General features: G+C 66.3%; 17 protein-coding genes. 5 read left to right on the top strand and 12 right to left on the bottom strand.

The genetic code is table 11. From position 1 onward, the window contains the following. Positions 1 to 6: 6 nt before the first annotated feature. On the bottom strand, positions 7 to 240 hold the full coding sequence (locus tag NX780_RS02705; protein ID WP_258826320.1) for a TIGR04438 family Trp-rich protein: 234 nt from the start codon (positions 238 to 240) through the stop codon (positions 7 to 9). A 219-nt stretch (positions 241 to 459) separates the two neighbouring features. Between NX780_RS02705 and NX780_RS02700 the strand changes: the two genes are divergently transcribed. Continuing rightward, a complete protein-coding gene (locus tag NX780_RS02700) occupies positions 460 to 768 on the top strand; it encodes a c-type cytochrome (RefSeq protein WP_258826319.1) in 309 nt (102 codons plus the stop codon). A gap of 190 nt (positions 769 to 958) precedes the next feature. Here NX780_RS02700 and NX780_RS02695 read toward each other — a convergent pair whose 3' ends face one another. The 7 genes from NX780_RS02695 to folD all read right to left on the bottom strand — a co-directional run bounded on the left by NX780_RS02695 (position 959) and on the right by folD (position 9,523). Then, entirely contained in the window at positions 959 to 1,696 is a 738-nt protein-coding gene (locus NX780_RS02695) for an SIMPL domain-containing protein (RefSeq protein ID WP_258826318.1), read from the bottom strand. A gap of 99 nt (positions 1,697 to 1,795) precedes the next feature. Beyond that, entirely contained in the window at positions 1,796 to 3,346 is a 1,551-nt protein-coding gene (locus tag NX780_RS02690) for an FAD-dependent oxidoreductase (protein WP_258826317.1), read from the bottom strand. 73 nt (positions 3,347 to 3,419) lie between these two features. After that, on the bottom strand, positions 3,420 to 5,594 hold the full coding sequence (locus NX780_RS02685; protein WP_258826316.1) for an NHL repeat-containing protein: 2,175 nt from the start codon (positions 5,592 to 5,594) through the stop codon (positions 3,420 to 3,422). An 82-nt stretch (positions 5,595 to 5,676) separates the two neighbouring features. Then, the gene (locus tag NX780_RS02680) at positions 5,677 to 6,045 is read right to left on the bottom strand and encodes a DUF2486 family protein (protein ID WP_258826315.1); all 369 of its coding nucleotides are present in this window, start codon (positions 6,043 to 6,045) and stop codon (positions 5,677 to 5,679) included. Continuing rightward, on the bottom strand, positions 6,042 to 6,470 hold the full coding sequence (locus tag NX780_RS02675; RefSeq protein ID WP_258826314.1) for a DNA polymerase III subunit chi: 429 nt from the start codon (positions 6,468 to 6,470) through the stop codon (positions 6,042 to 6,044). Before NX780_RS02675 ends, NX780_RS02680 begins: the two co-directional genes overlap by 4 nt. Positions 6,471 to 6,515: 45 nt before the next feature. Continuing rightward, a complete protein-coding gene (locus tag NX780_RS02670; RefSeq protein ID WP_258826313.1) occupies positions 6,516 to 8,591 on the bottom strand; it encodes a M3 family metallopeptidase in 2,076 nt (691 codons plus the stop codon). 23 nt (positions 8,592 to 8,614) lie between these two features. Further along, complete coding sequence (folD, locus tag NX780_RS02665; RefSeq protein ID WP_258826312.1) at positions 8,615 to 9,523, bottom strand: bifunctional methylenetetrahydrofolate dehydrogenase/methenyltetrahydrofolate cyclohydrolase FolD; 909 nt, start codon at positions 9,521 to 9,523, stop codon at positions 8,615 to 8,617. Positions 9,524 to 9,859: 336 nt separating this feature from the next. On the opposite strand from folD, the gene aceE reads away from it, so the two are divergent. The 4 genes from aceE to NX780_RS02645 all read left to right on the top strand — a co-directional run bounded on the left by aceE (position 9,860) and on the right by NX780_RS02645 (position 16,484). Next, on the top strand, positions 9,860 to 12,571 hold the full coding sequence (aceE, locus tag NX780_RS02660) for a pyruvate dehydrogenase (acetyl-transferring), homodimeric type (protein WP_258826311.1): 2,712 nt from the start codon (positions 9,860 to 9,862) through the stop codon (positions 12,569 to 12,571). Between the two features lie 77 nt (positions 12,572 to 12,648). Then, the gene (gene aceF / locus NX780_RS02655; protein ID WP_258826310.1) at positions 12,649 to 14,319 is read left to right on the top strand and encodes a dihydrolipoyllysine-residue acetyltransferase; all 1,671 of its coding nucleotides are present in this window, start codon (positions 12,649 to 12,651) and stop codon (positions 14,317 to 14,319) included. Positions 14,320 to 14,330: 11 nt separating this feature from the next. Continuing rightward, complete coding sequence (gene lpdA / locus NX780_RS02650) at positions 14,331 to 16,163, top strand: dihydrolipoyl dehydrogenase (RefSeq protein ID WP_258826309.1); 1,833 nt, start codon at positions 14,331 to 14,333, stop codon at positions 16,161 to 16,163. A 162-nt stretch (positions 16,164 to 16,325) separates the two neighbouring features. Further along, positions 16,326 to 16,484, top strand: a complete 159-nt coding sequence (locus tag NX780_RS02645) for a hypothetical protein (protein WP_258826308.1) — start codon at positions 16,326 to 16,328, stop codon at positions 16,482 to 16,484. Positions 16,485 to 16,510: 26 nt separating this feature from the next. On the opposite strand, the gene NX780_RS02640 is transcribed toward NX780_RS02645, so the two are convergent. From NX780_RS02640 to NX780_RS02625, 4 genes are read right to left on the bottom strand one after another with little or no spacing between them, the layout of a single operon-like run. Beyond that, on the bottom strand, positions 16,511 to 17,227 hold the full coding sequence (locus tag NX780_RS02640; protein ID WP_258826307.1) for a LytR/AlgR family response regulator transcription factor: 717 nt from the start codon (positions 17,225 to 17,227) through the stop codon (positions 16,511 to 16,513). Positions 17,228 to 17,259: 32 nt separating this feature from the next. After that, positions 17,260 to 18,408 (bottom strand): sensor histidine kinase, encoded by a 1,149-nt coding sequence (locus NX780_RS02635; RefSeq protein ID WP_258826306.1) that lies wholly within the window; start codon positions 18,406 to 18,408, stop codon positions 17,260 to 17,262. Then, entirely contained in the window at positions 18,405 to 19,889 is a 1,485-nt protein-coding gene (locus NX780_RS02630) for a carotenoid oxygenase family protein (protein WP_258826305.1), read from the bottom strand. Before NX780_RS02630 ends, NX780_RS02635 begins: the two co-directional genes overlap by 4 nt. 10 nt (positions 19,890 to 19,899) lie before the next feature. Further along, complete coding sequence (locus NX780_RS02625) at positions 19,900 to 20,325, bottom strand: DUF2141 domain-containing protein (protein WP_258826304.1); 426 nt, start codon at positions 20,323 to 20,325, stop codon at positions 19,900 to 19,902. Between the last annotated feature and the right edge of the window lie 73 nt (positions 20,326 to 20,398).

Raw genomic sequence — 20,398 nt, 5'->3', positions numbered from 1 at the left:
GATAACTTACCGACGCTTGCCGTTCTTGTCGAAGGCGTTCTTCACGCGCGCCTCGCGGCGCTGGTTGTCGACGTTGTGCGCCTTCTTCTTGTCGAGGCCGAGCATCTTTTCGATGAACTCGAACCAGATGAAGGCGGCCACCATCAGCCCGACGATATACCACCAGGACAGGTCGGCGAAACGCCAGACTTCGAAAAAGCGCAAGCCGCAGAGGGCGGCGATCAAGAGGATGAGGGGCATGGATAAACTCCTTAGGCAGCCATCTTACAAATAAAATGATGCCGTGTGGAAAAATTCAATCCGGGTAGCCGCCGTATCAAAGCCCGGCGTTGCGCGGCCGTGACAGCCATCGCTACGCACGTGCGTTACAGAGTGTATCCACGGCTACAGAGTGTTTCGCCCCATGGACCTTGTGGAAATTCACGGTAGAATGAAGATGTTATGAACCTGGAGAAACAAATGAAACGGTCTTTGTTGTTGTGTGTAGCACTGTCGGCCTTCGCGTCCACCAGCGCGTTCGCACAAGCCGACCTGGCGAAAGCCAAGAACTGCATGGCCTGCCATGCGGTCGCCAACAAGCTGGTCGGCCCCTCCTACAAGGACGTCGCCGCCAAGTACGCGGGCCAGAAGGGCGCCGAGGACAAGCTGGTGCAGAAGGTCATGAAGGGCGGCGCGGGCACCTGGGGCCCGGTGCCGATGCCGGCCAACCCGCAGGTGAGCGAGGCCGAAGCCCGCAGCCTGGTGAAATGGGTGCTGACGCAGAAATAAGCTGCATCGTTCCGCAATGAAAGAAGCGCGCCTGTGTGAGCAGAGCGCGCTTTGTTTTTGTAGGGTGTTCGGCTATGCCGAACGCGCGTTCAACTCACTTCCGCGCAGAGGCTCATTGTGCCTGAGTGATACTGAAGTTTGAACGCGCGGACGGCGGAGCCAGCTACGCGCTCCGGTCCACCCTACACAATCATTTGCGAGCCGGGGCGCCGCCGATCCGGTAAATGACATCGGCCATCTGCGCCAGGCGCATCGCCGCCACCAGCGCCATCTCCGCGCCTTTCGGCGGCGCACGCCGGTCGCCGACGTTGCGCGCATACGGGTCGCTGGACATGCCCATGGAATTGGACAGGTTTTTCAAAGGTTCGACCGACACGCCGGTCGCCGGGCCGAGCCTGGCGCCGAGGCCCTTGGCGATGAGTTGCGCCTTGAGCCTGGCCTTGGCCAGCGCTTCATTCAGCAGGTCGGTCTCGATCTTGTCGCGGTCGCTGCGGTTGAAGGACACCGCCAGCGATTCGATATTCTTCATCACCAGCACGGAGCGCATCAGCGGCGTCCACTGCGACAGGTCGCGCACGGTCAGGTGGATCGAGACGCGGGTTTCCATCGGCAGCGGCTGGCCTTCCGGCAGCACCTCGACCTTGCGCGGGCGGCGCACGATGTCCTGCACGAGCACGTCTTCCGGCGCCACGCCGTGCTGGGCGAACAGCGCGCGGCTTTCCTCGAGGCGGGCATTGACCTCCTTCCAGGCGGTGTCGGGATCCGTCTCGAGCGAGGTGATGTCGATGTCGATCTCGCCGATGTCGGGCATCACGTAGAACTCGGCGCCCGCAGTGACGTGGATGAAGGGATGAGCGGGCAAGTCGGCCGCCACGGCGGGAAGAAAGGTGGCGGCCAGCGACAGGGCGGCGGCGAATCGTTTCAGCATGCGAGGCACTCCAGGTAGGGAAGGAATGCCTCGACGATAGATTAAGTAGACATCGATGTCTACATATTTCTAGTGTCAAGCCGACAGCTTATGCTGTATTCATAGAGCGGCCTGTTTAGGTTCGCAGACCCGGAAGCGCCGGTAGTCGAGGTCGCAGAAGTAGTCTTCCAGGGCCTGCGCGGAAGCGCCCGGGTCGCACAGGGCGACGTAGCCGTCCGGCCGCAGCAGGTAGCCGGCATTGCGGCAAAAGCCGGCCTCGTCGTGCGCAGGGCTCCAGTCGAACTCGCGCAGGATCATGCCGTGCCGGTCGCACCAGGCGCGCAGGTCCGGATAGGCCTGGCCGTAGACGTGCACCTGCCAGTCGATCCTGGCCGGCGCCGCGTAGTTATCCTGTTCTTCACGGGCCACCCAGGGCAGGCGGTCGCCGCCCTGCACCCGTCCGGCCACGCCGCTCGACAGCGGGCTGTCGTGGTAGTTGATCGTGGTCTGCGAGAGGATCCGGAAGATCATCTCGCGCACCGGCCCGATCCCATAGGCCGCGCTGGCGAAGGTCGGGGCGATGCGGGTGCGCACGAAGTCGGCGAAGCCGCTCTCCGCGGTGACAAAACTGAACAGGCGGTCGGTGGTCTCCACCAGCTTGCGGGCGAAGGCGATGCGCTCGCGTTCGTAGGTGTCGAGCAGGCTGTCCGGCGCCTCGCCGCGCGCCACGGCGGCCAGTTTCCAGGCCAGGTTGATGGCGTCGCCGATGCCCGTATTCATGCCCTGGCCGCCGGCCGGGCTGTGCACGTGGGCGGCATCGCCCAGCAGGAAGGCGCGGCCCCTGCGGTAATGGTCGGTCACGCGGTGGTGCACGCGGTAGGTCGAGAACCAGTGCACCTGCTCGACTTCCAGGCCCAGGCTGGCCATGGCGCGGTGGCTGACGTCGTTGAAGCTGAGCGCCCCCGCCTCGCCGCGCTCGTCGCGGATGGTGCCGACCAGGCGCGCGCGCCCGGCGTCGTCGTAGCCGAGCAGGATCACGAAGTCCGAGGTTTCCAGCGACAGGTGGATCTCGCCGTTGGCGGCCTTGCCGCGCGCCTGCACGTCGGCCACGTAGAACAGGTGGTCGTAGGTGCCGCCGGCAAAGCCCGTGCCCAGCTGGCGCCGGACAAAGGAGCGCGCGCCGTCGCAGCCGGCCAGGTAGCGCGCCTCGACCTGCAGGTCTTCACCGCTGGCGCGGCGCAGGCTGGCCAGCACGCGGTCTTCCCGCTCCTCGAAACCGGCCAGCTCGGTGCGGCGCCCGACCGTCACGCCGGCCGCCTCGAGGTGGCGCACGAGCAGCTGCTCGTGCGCGTCCTGCGGATAGATCAGCACGTAGGGGTAGGGCGTCAGGCGCGCGCCGGCGTCGCGCAGCGAGAGCTGGGCGCGGCGCTTGCCGCGCACCCACAGGTTGATGCAGGGATTGGGGCGGCCTGCGCCTGCCACCTCGTCGGCCAGGCCCACCGGGCGGTACAGCTCCAGCGTGCGCGCCTGCACGGCCATCGCGCGCGAGGTGGTACCGGGCGCGTCCGCCTTGTCGACGATGCAGACCCGGATGCCCTGCTTGGCCAGCGCGAGCGCCAGCACCATGCCGGTCGGGCCCGCACCGGCGATGAGAACGTCATATCGGTCCATGGTAGCCTCCTCGGAGTCATGATGGGAATCCTACTCCCACCGACCGGGGGCCGGCCAAATGTTCCGTATCGGCTTATTCGATGACGAGGGCCAGGTCGCGGCCTTCGAGCGCCACCTGGCCGGCGTAGTCGGCCGCGTACACGCGCAGGATGTACTCGCCGGGGGCGAGCGCGCCCACCTTCCAGCTGCCGGTCTTCACTTCGCCGTCCTGCAGGCGGCTGTCCAGCGCATAGGCGAACTGGGTCGACTTGCTGCCGTAGACCGTGATGCCGCTGCTGGGCGCATAGACGGCCTTGACCGCGTCCGGGTTGCGCGGCAGGCGGTCGTAGACCTGGGTGATCAGGGGCCGCTCGTAGCCGGGGACGACGCTGCCGTCCGGGCGCAGCAGCTGGTAGCCGAGCTTGTACAGGCCCAGGCGCCGGCGCGCCAGGTTGCCGTCCACCTGGTCATAGGCGTCCACGACGATATTCACCTCGCCCAGCGAACGCGGCACGCGCAGGCGCTTGTCGAGCACGGGCTTCTTGCGCGTGCCCTGCGGCGCACGCAGGCGCTTGCCCGTGCTGTCGAACAGGGCGATGCTGTTGATGCGCGGCGCGACGGTGTCCGTGAAACCGACGAAGGGCAGGGTGAGCGGATTGACCACCGCGCCGCCCTGGTAATAGTCGAGGTGGACGTGGGCCATCGCATTGATGGTGCCGAGCGGATCGCCGACCGCGAAGCGGGTGCCGCGCGGCACGCGCACGAGCTCGGGCTTGCCGCGCGCCTTTCCTTCCTCGATGAGCAGGAGCTGGAAGCGCGCATCGAGCGGCTTGCCGCGGCTGTCGCGGCCGACGCGCATGTGGATGTAAGACAGCGGGCCCAGGCTCAGGCCCTCGCTGAGGGTGTCGAAGCCCCAGTTGGCGTAGGGGTCGGAGACCTTGGAGGGGAACACGGCCAGCACTTTGGCGCCGACGTCGGCGCGCACGTCGAGGCCGGCGTGGAAGTGGTCGCGGTTCTCTCCCGTGTAGCTGCCGCGCACTTCACCCATCACGCCGACGACCTCGTGCACCATGTCCTGTGGGCCGACCGGCCAGGGCATCGGCGCCTCGCGCCGCACGGCCACCGGCCGGGGCCGCGCCGGCGCCGCCTCATTGGGGCGCGGGCTGGCGAGGCGGTGCAGGCGATGGGCCTGGGCATCGGCCACGACCAGGCTGCCGTCGCGTTCCACCGCGATGCCGCGCGGGCCGTAGAGCTGCACGGTGCCGTCGGGGCCGAAGCCATCGCTCGACGGCGGCACGTCGGCATCCTGCAGGGCGCGGTACTCGCCCTCGGGAGTCAGTTGCAGGATGCGTCCGCCCGCGCTGGCGCCGATGTAGAGGTAGCCGTCGCGGGTAAGCGCCAGGCTGACCGGGCGGCGCAGTACGGGGCGGCGCTCGCCGTCTAGCGGCATGGCGATAGTCGTGACCGTGCCGTCGGTCGTGATTTTCCGGATCGCGTTGTTGCCGGTGTCGGCCACGTAGAGGGTGCCGTTGGTCGTCACGGCGATCGCGCTCGGGGTGTCGAAGCTCGCAGCCGCGCCAATGCCGTCCGCGTTGCCGGGCCTGGCGCCGCCGGCGATCGTGCTCACGTTGCCGTCGCGGCCGATGCGGCGGATGCGGTCGTTGTAGGTGTCGGCCACCCACACGATGCCGGTATCGTCCACCGCGAGGCCGACCGGGCCGTTGAAGCGGGCCGCGCGGCCAATGCCGTCGTTGTCGCCGCGCGTGCCGTTGCCGGCCAGGGTGGTGACCGTGCCGTCCTTCGTGATTTTGCGGATCGCGTGGTTGCCGGTGTCCGCGACGTAGAGGTTGCCCTCGTGGTCGAAGGCGATGCTGGAGGGCGTGTGGAAGGCCGCCGCCGTGCCCACGCCGTCCGCGAAACCTTCACCGCTACCCGCGAAGGTGGCGACCGTGCCGTCGGGCGCGATGGTGCGGATGCGGTTGGTGTCGCCGGCGTCGGCGATGTAGATCCTGCCCTTGCTGTCGAGGGCGACGCCGAAGGGATCGTCGAAGCGGCTCGACGCGGCCGGGCCATCAAGGGCGCCCGGAATGCCGTCGCCGGCCAGGGTCGTGACGCGGGCCGGCCAGAAGGGCACGGTCTTCGCGGCCTTGGGCGTGAACACGGCCAGGGCGCCCGGTTGGCGCTCGATGGTGTCGGTGAAGTAGAGGACGGCGCCGGCAATGGCGACGCCTGCGCCCGCGAGCGCCGCGATGAGGATCTTTCGGTTCACAGGAAGGGCCGGATGGATTGCAGAGTTTGCAATCTTAGCCGAAGCGTGGGGACGGCGTCGCCCATCCCACGAGCAGGGGAATCTATTTGCCGAGCGTTTGCAGGTGGGCGATTTCCTGACTCACGGCCTGGCTGACGATCTCGCCCAGCGCTTCGTGCAAGCCTTCGCGCAGGTCGGTCGTGAAGCTCTCGAGTGTGCGCTGCATGGCGTCGGCCATGGCGTCGCGTACGCGCTGCTCGAGGACGAAGTCGACCCGGCCCTGCAGTTGCTGGAGCACGCGCTCGGTCACGCGGCGTTCCAGCACGCTCCATTCCTCGCCGGTCCAGCGCTCGGTGGCGCGGCGCTCGAGGCGTTCGGCCACCGGTTCGGGGGCGGACGCCGCGGCTGCGCCCGGGTCGGTGACGACTTCAGTGAGTACCGGGATGCTTGCATCGTAAGCGTTCTGGCTCATGACTGTCCTGCGACGAAGTGGGTCAGGGGATAGGACTGCTTCTTGTAGGCGACGTAGCGCTTGCGGCCTTCGGCGGCATCCGTTTCGTCGGTCGAGATGATCTCGAACACGCGGGCGAAGCGGTCGACGGTGGCGGGGGTGCGGCGGGTGAGGTTGACCAGCATCTCGTAGTGGGGCAGGGCAGCGGCTTCATCGAAGGTGACGATGACCGGCGTCTGCGCCGCCAGCGGATCGCCGGCCAGCACGTGCGGGATGAAGTCGGTGTCCGACACGCTCCACAGCGCGGCATCGAGCGCCTCGGCCTGGGCTGCATCCTCGGCCAGCAGCACGACCCTGGCCTTGCTGGAATAGGCCTTGCGCGCCAGGCGGCAGGCGTAGGCCAGCTTGTCCGGGATGTTGGTGTGGAAGTCGACGCGTGTGTTCATGGTGCTCAGTATGAAACGGGCGGCGCCTGGCCGCCCGGAGAAACATCAGCCATTCATGCCGCTGTGGCGCAGCAGGGCGTCGATCGAGGGTTCGCGGCCGCGGAAGGCCTTGAACGATTCCAGCGCCGGTCGCGAGCCGCCCACCGCCAGGATCTCGCGCTGGAAGCGCTTGCCGGTTTCGACGAGGTTGCCCACTTCGATCGCTTCTTCAAACGCGGCGTAGGCGTCGGCGGACAGCACCTCGGCCCACTTGTAGCTGTAGTAGCCGGCCGCGTAGCCGCCCGAGAAGATGTGGCCGAAGGAGTGCTGGAAGCGGTTGAAGCTCGGCGGAATCAGGACCGCGAACTGCTTGCGGATATCGTCGATCAGCTCCTGCACGGTGCGCTCGGCTTTCGGGTCGAAGTCGTAGTGCAGGTGCATGTCGATCAGCGAGAACTCGACCTGGCGCAGGGTCATCATCCCCGACTGGAAGTTCTTCGCCGCCGTCATTTTGTCGAACAGGGCGCGCGGCAGCGGCTCGCCCGTCTTCACGTGTGCCGTCATCTGCTGCAGCTTGTCCCACTCCCAGCAGAAGTTCTCCATGAACTGCGACGGCAGTTCGACGGCGTCCCATTCGACGCCCGAGATGCCCGACACCGACAGCTCCTCGACTTCGGTCAGCATGTGGTGCAGGCCGTGGCCGAATTCGTGGAAGAGGGTGATGACTTCGTCGTGGGTGAAGAGCGAAGGCTGCAGCTTGCCGTCGACAAGGGCGGGAGGCGTGAAATTGCAGGTCAGGTAGGCGATCGGCGTCTGCACGATGCCGCCCGTGGTGAGGCGGCGGCCGCGCGCGTCGTCCATCCAGGCGCCCTGGTTCTTGCCTTCGCGCGCGTACAGGTCGAGGTAGAACTGGCCAACCAGTTCGCCATCGCGTTCGATGCGGAAGAAGCGCACGTCAGGGTGCCAGACCGGCGCATCGTCCGGCTTGATCTGGACGCTGAACAGGCCCTGGATGACGTCGAACAGGCCCTGCACGACCTTCGGTTCGGGGAAGTATTCCTTCACTTCCTTCTCGGAGAAGGCGTAGCGCTGCTCGCGCAGTTTTTCCGAGGCGTAGGCGACGTCCCAGGACTGCAGCTCTTCGATGCCCAGCTCGGTCCTGGCGAAGCTGCGCAGCTCTTCCAAATCTTTCTCGGCGAAGGGGCGGGCGCGCCTGGCCAGGTCTTCCAGGAACTCGACCACGTGCTGCGGGCTTTCCGCCATCTTCGGCACAAGCGAGACTTCCGCGAAGTTGGCGTAGTCGAGCAACTGGGCTTCTTCGTGGCGCAGTTGCAGGAGCTTCACGATGTTGGCGGTGTTGTCCCACTCGGCGCTCTTGCTGAACATGGTGCCCGCGTCCGATGCCTTGGTGGCGCTGGCACGGTAGATCGTTTCGCGCAAGGAGCGGTTGTCGCAGAACTGCAGCACCGGGTAGTAGGAGGGGAAGTGCAGGCTGAATTGCCAGCCTGCCTTGCCGTCCTTTTCGGCGCTGGCGCGGGCGGCGGCTTTCACGTCGTCCGGGATGCCGGACAGTTCTTCTTCCGATTCGACCAGCAGCTTGTAGTCGTTGGTCGCATCGAGCACGTTCTGCGAGAAGCGGGTCGAGGTCGCAGCCTGCTGTTCCTGGATCTCGGCGAAGCGCTGCTTTTTGTCTTCGGGCAGCTCGGCGCCGCCCAGGCGGAAGTCGCGCAGGGCGTTCTCGACGATGCGCTTGCGCGCCGGCGACAGGCTGTCGTACTCGCTGCTCGCGCGCAGGGCCTTGTACTTGGCGAACAGCGCCTCGTTCTGGCCGAGCGAGGTCCAGAACTCGGTGACCTTGGGCTGGTTTTCGTTGTAGGTGGCGCGCAGCTCGGGCGTGTCGCGCACGTGGTTCAGGTGGTTGACCACGCCCCAGGCACGGCCCAGGCGTTCGGTGGCTTCCTCGAGCGACACCACGAAGTTGTCCCACGTGACCTGGTCACTCGGGGCTTCCAGCTTGGCCACCACCTCGGCGGCATCCTTGATCAGTTGCTCGATGGCCGGCGTGACGTGTTCCGGCTTGAACAGGTCGAAGCGCGGCAGGCCGGAAAAATCGAGGAGGGGATTGCAGGTAGCGATGCTCATGGTCTTCCTTCCTGGCTAAACGATTAGGCCACGCCAGGCTTCGGTTCCATTCCCGAGGCCTCGCCCGGCACGATTTGCTTGCTGGAGTTGACACGTTCGGCCGACTCCAGGGTATTCATCAACAGCATGGTGATCGTCATCGGACCGACGCCGCCCGGCACCGGCGTGATGTGCGAGGCCACCTCGCGTACGCCGGCGTAGTCGACGTCGCCGCACAGCTTGCCGGCGTCGTCGCGGTTCATGCCGACGTCGATCACGACCGCGCCCGGTTTCACCATGTCGGCGGTAAGCGTATTGCGGTGGCCGACGGCGGCGACCACGACATCGGCCTGGCGGGTGTACAGGCCCAGGTCCGGCGTCGCGCTATGGCAGATGGTGACGGTGGCGTTGGCTTGCAAGAGCAGCAGGGCCATCGGTTTGCCGACGGTGTTCGAGCGGCCGATCACGACGGCGTGCTTGCCGCGCAGGTCGATGCCGGTGGTTTCGATCAGCTTCATGCAGCCGTACGGCGTGCAGGGGCGGAAGCCCGGCAGGTTGGCGACCAGCTCGCCCGCCGACAGCACCGAATAGCCGTCCACGTCCTTGCTCGTGGCGATCGCTTCGATGACCTTGCTCGGGTTGATGTGCTTGGGCAGGGGCATCTGCACCAGGATGCCGTGGATGGCCGGGTCGTCGTTCAGGGCCGCGATGCGGTCCAGCAGGGCCTCTTCGCTCAGGTCGGCGTCGTACTTCTCCAGCACCGAATGGAAGCCCACGTCGCCGCAGGCCTTGACCTTGTTGCGCACGTAGACGTGGCTCGCCGGGTCCTCGCCGACCAGGATCACGGCCAGGCCGGGCTGGCGGCCGCTGGCGGTCAGTTTGGCGGCGCGCTCGGCGATCTCGCCGCGCAGTTGTTGGGAAAGGAGGACTCCGTCGATGTTCTGGGCTGGCATGTTTTGGCTCACGGCTAGGCAAAAATGAAATTATAAAGCCCGCACACCTATCGCGCGCCGCATGGGGGCAAGCGTTGTCATATTAATCCTCGGTTTTCCGCCAAAGGAAGGAGCAAGCCGCCGGCTGCGCGTTATAGGATTGCTATCGCGCCCCAGAGGGAAAAATGTGCACTTGCAGCATTCAATTTCACACTATGAAATGACATATCGCAATTTGAAAAAGGCAAACTCCACTGGTAGAATCGAACGGTTTATTTTCAGATAGTTGAAATTTCACCATCGCCGCCAGCCATTGATAAGGGATCGGGTGGGGCGCAAACTCAAGGAGACGCATTAATGTCAGCTCAACTCGACCAGTTGACGGCACAAGCTGCCAACGACCCGGACACGCTCGAAACCCAGGAATGGCTGGACGCGCTGGAAGCGGTGATTGAACACGAGGGTACCGAGCGCGCGCACTACCTGATGGAGCGCATGGTCGACCTGGCCCGCCGCCGCGGCGCCCACATCCCGTTCTCGAGCAACACCGCCTATGTGAACACCATCCCGGCGCACCTGAACGTGAACTGCCCGGGCAACCTGGAATACGAGGAGCGCCTGCGCTCGTGGATGCGCTGGAACGCGATGGCGATGGTCGTCAAGGCCAACCGCGCCGACGGCGACCTGGGCGGCCACATCTCCTCCTTCGCCTCGCTGGCCAACATGCTGGGCATCGGCTTCAACCACTTCTGGCACGCCCCGACCGAAGACCACGGCGGCGACCTGCTGTACATCCAGGGCCACTCCTCGCCCGGCATCTACGCGCGCGCCTACCTGGAAGGCCGCATCACCGAAGAGCAGATGCTGAACTTCCGCCGCGAAGTCGACGGCAAGGGCCTGTCGTCCTACCCGCACCCGAAACTGATGCCGGACTTCTGGCAGTTCCCGACCGTGTCGATGGGCCTCGGCCCGCTGATGGCGATCTACCAGGCGCGCTTCCTGAAGTACCTGCACGCACGCGGCATCGCCAACACCGAGAACCGCAAGGTCTGGGTCTTCTGCGGCGACGGCGAGATGGACGAGCCGGAATCGATGGGCGCGATCGGCATGGCCGCGCGCGAGCGTCTCGATAACCTGGTCATGGTCGTCAACTGCAACCTGCAGCGCCTGGACGGCCCGGTGCGCGGCAACGGCAAGATCATCCAGGAGCTGGAAGCGGACTTCCGCGGCGCCGGCTGGAACGTCGTCAAGGTCATCTGGGGCTCGCAGTGGGATGCGCTCCTCTCGAAAGACAAGGACGGCATCCTGCAGCGCGTGATGATGGAAACCGTCGACGGCGAATACCAGAACTACAAGGCGAAAGACGGCGCCTACGTGCGCAAGCACTTCTTCGGCAAGCACCCCGAGCTGCTGAAGATGGTCGCCAACATGAGCGACGACGACATCTGGCGCCTGACCCGCGGCGGCCACGATCCGCACAAGATCTATGCCGCCTTCAAGAACGCGCAGGAGAACAAGGGTTCGCCGACCGTGCTGCTGGTGAAGACCGTCAAGGGCTTCGGCATGGGCAAGTCGGGCGAGGCGCGCAACACCGCGCACCAGACCAAGAAGCTGGACGACGCCGCCATCCGCGAGATGCGCGACCGCTTCAACATCCCCATCCCGGACGACAAGCTGGCCGAGATCCCCTTCTTCAAGCCGTCCGACGATGCGCCGGAAATGCAGTACCTGCACGAGCGCCGCAAGGCCCTGGGCGGCTACCTGCCGCAGCGCCGGTCGAAGGCCGATGAAAACCTGGTGGTGCCGCCGCTGTCGACCTTCAAGGCGGTGATCGAGCCGACCGCGGAAGGCCGCGAGATCTCGACCACGCAATCGTACGTGCGCGTCATCACCAGCCTGCTCAAGGATGAAAGCATCGGTCAGCGCATCGTGCCGATCCTGGTCGACGAATCGCGTACCTTCGGCATGGAAGGCCTGTTCCGCCAGATCGGCATCTTCAACCAGCAGGGCCAGCTGTACGAGCCGGTCGACCGCGACCAGGTGATGTACTACCGCGAAGACAAGGCCGGCCAGATCCTGCAAGAGGGTATCAATGAAGCGGGCGGCATGAGCTCGTGGATCGCCGCGGCGACCTCGTACTCGTCGAACAACCGCACCATGATCCCGTTCTACACCTTCTACTCGATGTTCGGGATGCAGCGTGTGGGCGACCTGGTCTGGCTGGCGGGCGACATCCGTGCGCGCGGCTTCCTGATGGGCGGCACCGCCGGCCGCACCACGCTGAACGGCGAAGGCCTGCAGCACGAGGACGGCCACAGCCACATCATCGCGGCCACGGTCCCGAACTGCATGCCCTACGATCCGACCTTCGGCCACGAAGTCGCCGTGATCATCCAGGACGGCCTGCGCCGGATGGTGCAAGAACAGGAAGACGTGTTCTACTACATCACCATCATGAACGAGAACTACGCGCATCCGGGCCTGAAGCCGGGCCAGGAAGAGGGCATCCTGAAGGGCATGTACCTGCTGCAGGAAGGCGCGCCGATCCAGGGCAAGAAGGAAGACGCCAAGCGCGTCCAGCTGATCGGTTGCGGCACCATCCTGCGCGAGTCGATCTTCGCCGCCGAGCTGCTGAAGAACGACTGGGGCGTCGATGCGGACGTATGGTCGGCCCCGTCGCTGACGCTGCTGGCTCGCGACGGCCAGGATTGCGAACGCTGGAACATGGTGAACCCGGATGCGCAGCAGCGCGTGCCGTACGTGACCTCGCTGCTGCAGAACACCGCGGGCCCGATCGTCGCGACCACCGACTACATGCGCCTGTTCGCCGAGCAGATCCGCGCCTTCATGCCGAAGGACCGTACCTACAAGGTGCTGGGCACCGACGGCTTCGGCCGTTCGGATTCGCGCGTCAAGCTGCGCGAGTTCTTCGAGGTGAACCGTTACTACGTCACCGTCGCCGCCCTGCGCGCCCTGGCCGATGAGGGCAAGATCGACCGTGCTATCGTGGCGCAGGCGATCGCCAAGTACGGCATCGACCAGAACAAGCCGAATCCTGTGACCCAGTAAATGCTCGAAGCGCGCCGTCCCCGCGTGGGCAGGGGCGGCGCCCTTAGGCTAACTCAAAGAATAACGGAGCTAACACTATGAGCATTGTGGAAGTCAAAGTACCCGATATCGGCGACTTCAAGGAAGTCGAAGTCATCGAACTGCTGGTCAAGCCGGGCGACACGATCAAGGTCGACCAGTCCCTGATCACCGTCGAGTCGGACAAGGCCAGCATGGAAATCCCGGCGAGCCACGCCGGCGTCGTCAAGGAAATCAAGGTCAAGGTCGGCGACAAGGTTGCCGAAGGTTCGCTGGTGCTGCTGGTCGAGGAAGCTGGCGGCGCAGCCGCTGCGCCTGCGGCCGCCGCGCCTGCACCCGCACCCGCACCGGCTGCCGACGCCGCGCCGGCGCCGGCCGCCGCCCCTGCGGCGTCCGCACCGGCTGGCGCCGGTGCCATCGTCGAAGTCACCGTGCCGGACATCGGCGACTTCAAGGAAGTCGAAGTCATCGAACTGATGGTCAAGCCGGGCGACCAGATCAAGGTCGACCAGTCCCTGATCACGGTCGAATCGGACAAGGCGAGCATGGAGATCCCGTCCAGCCACGCCGGTACCGTCAAGGAAATCAAGGTCAAGGTCGGCGACAAGGTCGCCAAGGGTTCGCTGGTGCTGCTGGTCGAGTCGACCGGCGGCGCGCCTGCCGCTGCGCCTGCCGCTGCCGCTGCCGCTCCGGCGCCCGCAGCCGCTGCTCCGGCCCCTGCCGCTGCTCCGGCCGGTGCCGCTGCACCCGCAGCCGCACCGGCGCCTGCCGCAGCCCCGGCGCATGGCGTCACCGGCTCGAAAGCCCACGCCTCGCCGTCGATCCGCAAGTTCGCCCGCGAACTGGGCGTGGACCTGGCGCGCGTGCCGGGCACCGGCCCAAAAGGCCGCATCACCCAGCAGGACGTGCAGAACTTCGTCAAGGGCGTGATGGCAGCCGGCCCGGCAGCAGCCGCCCCGGCCAAGTCGGGCGGCTCCGGCAACGGCCTGGAAGTGCTGGCCTGGCCGTCGCTGGACTTCTCGAAGTTCGGCCCGACCGAGACCGTGGCCCTGCCGCGCATCAAGAAGATCTCCGGCCCGAACCTGCACCGCAACTGGGTCATGATCCCGCACGTGACCCACTTCGAGGACGCCGACGTCACCGACCTGGAGCAGTTCCGCGTCGATTCGAACGCCGCGCTGGCCAAGCAGAAGTCGACCGTCAAGCTGACCATGCTGGCCTTCGTCATCAAGGCGTCGGTCGCCGCGCTGAAGAAGTTCCCGCAATTTAATTCGTCGCTGTCGGAAGACGGCGCCAGCCTGATCGTCAAGCAGTACTACAACATCGGCTTCGCGGCAGACACCCCGAACGGCCTGGTGGTCCCGGTCGTGAAGGATGCCGACAAGAAGACGATTTCGCAGATCGCCGTCGAGATGGGCGAGCTGTCGGCCCAGGCGCGCGAGGGCAAGCTGTCCCCAAGCGCGATGCAGGGCGCGACCTTCACGATCTCGTCCTTGGGCGGCATCGGTGGCACGGCCTTCACGCCGATCATCAATGCGCCGGAAGTCGCGATCCTGGGCCTGTCGAAGTCGGCGATGAAGCCGGTGTGGGATGGCTCGGCCTTCCAGCCGCGCCTGATGCTGCCGCTGTCGCTGTCCTATGACCACCGCGTCATCGACGGCGCCGGCGCCGCGCGCTTCGCCGCCTACCTGGCCGACGTCCTGGCCGACCTGCGCAAGACCCTTCTGTAAGGAGCCCGGGAATGAGCACTGTTGAAGTGAAAGTCCCGAATATCGGCGACTTCAAGGACGTGGAGATCATCGAGCTGCTGGTCAAGCCGGGCGACACCATCAAGGTCGACCAGTCCCTGGTCACCGTCGAATCGGACAAGGCCAGCATGGAGATCCCGTCGACGAATGCCGGCGTGGTCAAGGAAGTGAAGGTCAAGGTTGGCGACAAGGTGAACGAAGGTTCGCTGCTGCTGATGGTGGAAGAATCCGGTGCTGGCGCAGCCGCGCCGGCCGCGGCCCCTGCACCGGCCCAGCCGGCGCAGGCTGTCGCGCCGACCGCCGCCACCAAGCCAACCGATTCCTACGCACCGGCGCATCCGGCGCCGGCGGCCAGCCCGGCAGCCGCCCCGGCCCCGGGCGCGGCCAGCTACAGCGGCCAAGTGGACATCGAATGCGAGATGATGGTGCTGGGCGCCGGTCCCGGCGGCTACTCGGCCGCCTTCCGCTCGGCCGACCTCGGCATGAACACCGTGCTGGTCGAGAAGTACGCGACCCTGGGCGGCGTCTGCCTGAACGTGGGCTGCATCCCGTCCAAGGCGCTGCTGCACGTGGCGCACATCATGGACGAGACCGCGCACATGGCCGACCTGGGCGTGAGCTTCGCACCGCCGAGCGTGGACATCGACAAGCTGCGCGCCTACAAGGATGGCGTGATCAAGAAGATGACCGGCGGCCTGAACTTCATGGCCAAGGCGCGCAAGGTCAATGTGGTGCAGGGCGTGGGCCAGTTCCTGAGCCCGAACCACATCGAAGTGACTGCGGCGGATGGCTCGAAGAAGGTCGTCAAGTTCGCGAAAGCGATCATCGCCGCCGGTTCCTCGGTGGTGAAGCTGCCCTTCGTGCCGGAAGATCCGCGCATCGTCGACTCGACCGGCGCGCTGGAACTGCGCCAGGTACCGAAGCGCATGCTGGTCATCGGCGGCGGCATCATCGGCCTGGAAATGGCGACCGTGTACTCGACCCTGGGTGCGCGCATCGACGTGGTCGAGATGATGGACGGCCTGATGCAGGGCGCGGACCGCGAGGCCGTCAAGGTCTGGCAGAAGTACAACGCCCACCGCTTCGACAACATCATGTTGAAGACCAAGACCGTCGGCGTGGAAGCGCTGCCGGAAGGGATCAAGGTGTCCTTCGAAGCCGCCGAAGCGGGCCAGCCGGCGCCGCAAGCCCAGGTCTACGACCTGGTGCTGGTAGCGGTGGGCCGCAGCCCGAACGGCAAGAAGATCGCCGCCGAGAAGGCTGGCGTGGTTGTGAGCGACCGCGGCTTCATCGGCGTGGACGGCCAGATGCGCACCAACGTGCCGCACATCTTCGCCATCGGCGACCTGGTGGGCCAGCCGATGCTGGCGCACAAGGCGGTGCACGAGGCCCACGTGGCGGCGGAAGCCGCGCACGGCGAGAAGGCCTTCTTCGATGCGAAGGTGATCCCGTCGGTGGCCTATACCGATCCGGAAGTCGCGTGGGTCGGCCTGACCGAGGACGAAGCCAAGCAGAAGGGCATCGCGGTCGAGAAGGGCCACTTCCCGTGGAACGCCAGCGGCCGCGCGGTCGCCAACGGCCGCGACGAGGGCTTCACCAAGCTGCTGTTCGATGCCGAGACCAAGCGCATCATCGGCGGCACCATCGTCGGCACCAATGCGGGCGACATGATCGGTGAAGTGGCGCTGGCCATCGAGATGGGCGCGGACGGCGTGGACATCGGCAAGACCATCCACCCGCACCCGACCCTGGGCGAATCGATCGGCATGGCGGCGGAAGCCTACAAGGGCGTCTGCACCGACCTGCCGCCGGCACGCAAGAAATAAGCGCGGCGCGGCCAGGCACAAGAACGGGACCTTCGCGGTCCCGTTTTTCATTTGGGAAGATACAAGTACCCACTGCTAAACATTCTAGAAAGAAACATCTATTTCTATTGCATATTTTTGTTGCTATACTTGCCGCTCTTGATTTTTAGTAGCAGTGTAGGTATGACCGCAGTTCCTCCGATCGAAGTCGCTCATCAGCCGGCAAAAGAGCGCAAGCGCCGCCCGAAATTCAGTTGCTACCCCTTCCTGGGGGTTTTGCTGGCGCTGTTCACGGCAGTCCTCACCTATGGCGGCTTGTTCCTCTTGCTGGTTGAAGACTAGCGGAAGGCCCGGATAAGCGCCGCAGCCTACATCTGCCTGAACAGATCCACGTAATTCCGGCTCACCACCAGCTGCTCGTCGCGCCCCTTCAAGCGCACGTGCAGCCGCCCGCGAAAATCCGTGCGCGTCCCCGCGATATGCTTCGCCGCCACGATCACTCCCCGGTGGATCTGCCAGAACTGCTGCGCATCGAGCTGCTCCTTCAGCTTGGCCAGGGGCGTGCGGATCAGGCATTCGCCATCAGGCAGGAAGACGCTGGTGTACTTGTCGTTGCTCTGGAAGTAGATCACCTCGTCGATGGCGATCAGGCGCGTTTCCTGACCCTTGGCGGCGCGGATCCATTGCAGCGGGCTTGGGGCGGGCGCAGCGACGCCGAGCTGGCGCAGCAAGGCCGCCAGCGCATCCGCGGGCGGCGATGAAACAGGCCGGGCCAGCGTCTCCTTCAGCCGCGCCACGGTGCGCGACAGGCGCTCGAGGCCGATCGGCTTGAGCAGGTAGTCGAAGGCCGCATGCTCGAAGGCCTGCAGCGTGTAGTGCTCGTAGGCCGTGGTGAACACGACGCGCGGCGCATTGGCGCCCTCGCACAGGCGGGCGGCGAGGTCGATGCCGTTCAGTCCCGGCATCTGGATATCCAGGAAGACCACGTCGGGCGCCAGCTCGTCGATGAGCTGCAGGGCCTGGATGCCGTTGGCCGCGCGCGTGATGCGCAGGCCCGGCCAGGCAGCAGCCAGCTGCGTGGCCATGTAGTCGAGCAGGTGCGGCTCGTCGTCCGCGATCAGGGCGTGGGGATGGTCGATGATGGCACCATGGACAAGGGAAGCAGCAGGCGCGAGGTGACGCCGCCCGCCGGGTTTTCGATGAGCTGCAGTTGTGCGGCGGGACCGAACAGCTGCCGCAGGCGTTCGCGCAGGTTGGACAGGCCGACCCCGCCACCGGGACGGGGCGGCGCCATGCGCAGGCCAAGGCCGCTGTCCACCACTTCGATGCAGAGCAGACCGTTGTCGACCCGCGCCCGCACGACGATCTCGCCGCCTTCGAGCTTGGGTTCGATGCCGTGCATGATCGCGTTCTCGACCAGGGGCTGCAGCAGCATCGGGCGCATCGGCAGGCCGCTGCTTGCCGGATCGAGCTCGAAGCGCCAGCGCAGGCGCTGCTCCATGCGCACACCCAGCACGTCGAGGTAGGCGCCGGCCAGCTCCAGCTCGCTGCCAACGGTGGCGTGTTCCGCGCGGCTGGCGGCCAGGCTGGCGCGCAGGTAGTCGATGAAACGTTCCAGCATGCGCCTGGCCTTGGCCGGCTGGGCATCGATCAGGCTCACCACATTGGCCAGGGTGTTGTAGAGGAAGTGCGGCTCGATCTGGGCCTGCAGGGCGCGCAGGCGGGCTTCCGCGATCAGCCGGCCGGCGGCGGCGATCTGTTCCTGCTGGCGCGCCGACTCTTCCGCGCGCCGCAGCCGCCGCTCGCCCGCGACCAGCAGCATCACCATCAACGCGGCGGTCATCACGGCGAAGCTTGCCAGGATGGCCAGTGCGGAGCTGTGCTGGAAGAAGCGCATCGGATGCGTTCCGACGAGCAGCGCGTTGCCGAAGGGGATGCCGATCATGCTGGCCGTGGCGACCGCCAGCAGCTGGGCGCAACGGAACAGCAGCATGTTATGGCGCGGCAGGTAATGCTCGAGCAGCTGCAGGGCGCCGTGGACCATGAAGCCGATCAGGTTGCTGATCACGATGGTGGCGAACAGCAGGCGCATGAAGGAGGCGCCGCCCCGGCCGAACAGCTTCTGCAGGACGGTCAGCGCAAGCGCAAGCAGGCTGCTCCAGATCGCCGTGTAGAGCAGGTTGCGCAGGGGCGAGGGCGCCCAGCGGCGGAACAGGGGAATCAGTTCCAGCGGATGGCCGCGCCTGAGGTGGGTCGTGGTGATCATGCAGACAAGAAATTACCATGAAAGCAGTGCGGCGTGCGATAGGGCAGCCGGGCCAGCGCCACCGGGCCGGCGTTCACCCGCGCCGCATCGAACACCGTCATCACGCCCACGCCTTTCTTCAAGTCCTGGGCCACGCCCACCAGATAGCCGTCGGTTTCAAGGCGCGCGTTGCGGCGCGGGACCAGCACGTGTTCCTCGACCTGCCAGTCCGCGCCGAAACGGTAGCCGTCGACCTTGCCGCTGTCGAGGTCGACCAGGTTCACGGTGTCGAGCCGGGCCGGGCTCTTGTGCTGGTCGCTGCCCAGCAGTACCAGCCTGCGGTGGCGGGCGCCGACGACCAGCGGCGACACGCGCGGAAATTCGCTCGGGCCCAGCAGGCGGCTCACGCGCGCCTGGCGGGCGCCGTAGTCCAGGCAGATCTGCACCGCCTCGCTGCGTCCCTGCGCGTTGGCGCGCTGTTCGCCCGCCATCAGGCCGCCCAGGTCACTGAGCACGTCGCCCTCGTGCAGCACCGTGTCGAAGCGGGTGCAGGCGCCGTCTTCCCAGGCATTCCCGAAGTGGAAGACCATGCGCGGCGGCAGTTCGAAGACCTGGCGCACCGCCAGGGTGTCCTTGGCCACCACGACGACGCGCATCGGTCGCGCGGCGGGACCGCCGCCGGCCCAGGCGTGGCGTTCGGCGAAGCTCAATTCCTTGCCGTCTTTGAGGTCATAGGGCGGGACCAGGAAGATCAGGTGCTTGCTGCTCACCACGAAGTCATGCACCATGGCTTGCCGCGGCACCTCGACGAGGCCGGTGCGCAGTACCGCGCCATCGGCGCCGATCTGGTAGAGGGCGATGCGGTTCGAGCCGGGCAGGGCGCCGAAATTCCACATGCCGCCCTGCGGATCGCATTTCGGATGGGCCGAGAAGGGCATGGCGCGCAGGTCGTCGCGCCAGGTCTTCACGCCTTTCGTCGCCAGGGTCTCGGGATCGACCTCGTAGGCCGAGCCGCCTTCCCACAGCGCGTACAGGCGGCCGCCCAGCGGCACCAGGTTGGTGTTGGCCGCGTTCAGGGTGTCGTTGTCGCGGAAGCCCCGGCGTGCGACATACGTGCCGAAGGACGGGTAGAGGAACTGGCCGGCCTGTGACTCGTCGAGGTAGCGGCGCGTCTCGACGAAGCGCCCCTGGTGCCGGACCCTGCCATCGACAATGGTCCAGCGCTGCACGAAACCGTCGCCGTCGAACCAGTGGTGATAGCGCTCGCCGCCCAGTTCGAAGCGCCCCGGCCCGTTGCGGTAGAAGCTGCCTTGCAGGTCCTGCGGAATACGGCCGGCGACCACCGCTTCCCCAAGCTGGCTGCCGACCGTGTCGGCGAACACGCCCAGGCTGGGATTGCGTTCGAGCGCGGCGTGGAAGCGGCGGAAGGTCTCCCGGTCGGCGCGGGCGGCATTGGCCAGGGTGAGCGCGCCCAGTCCTGCGAGAAAGCGGCGGCGGTCCATGTCCGGCTCCTCAACGCAGGCTGATGGTGGCGGTGGCGCCCGCGGCCGGCAGGCTGAACTTCACCTGGTCGAAGCTGGGCGGGCCCATATTGCCGCGCGCATTGTTGCTGAAGGCGTGGTCTTCGACCGGGATGCCCATGAAGTTGCTGTCCATCTTGCCGTTGCCGTTGGCGTCGTGGAACACGGCGATGCCGTAGCCGCCCGCCGGCAGGTCCTTGATGACGATGTCGACGGCGCCGGTGGCGGCGTTCGCGCGTGCGCTCTGCACCGGGCGGCGCAGGAAATTGGCCGGCCCATCGTAGACGGCGACCATGATGCTGCCCTGTGCGGATGGGATGTCGGCGACGCGGACGGTCAGGTCGGCGGCGCAGGCGGGCAGGGCAAGGAGGCTGGTGAGGCTGAGGGCGAGGCAGGCGGCGCTGCGGATCGGGTTCATGGTGGTAGTCTCCTTCGGGTTGTCGATGGAGCCACTCTAGCGAGGCGCCGGCCGCCCGGCCCTGGCTTGCGAC

Origin of the sequence: Massilia agri, assembly GCF_024753255.1 — a bacterium.
GTDB classification, from domain to species: Bacteria; Pseudomonadota; Gammaproteobacteria; order Burkholderiales; family Burkholderiaceae_D; genus Telluria; species Telluria agri.
Note: the sequence above shows the minus strand (reverse complement) of the source record. Positions and strands in the feature narration are given on the sequence as shown.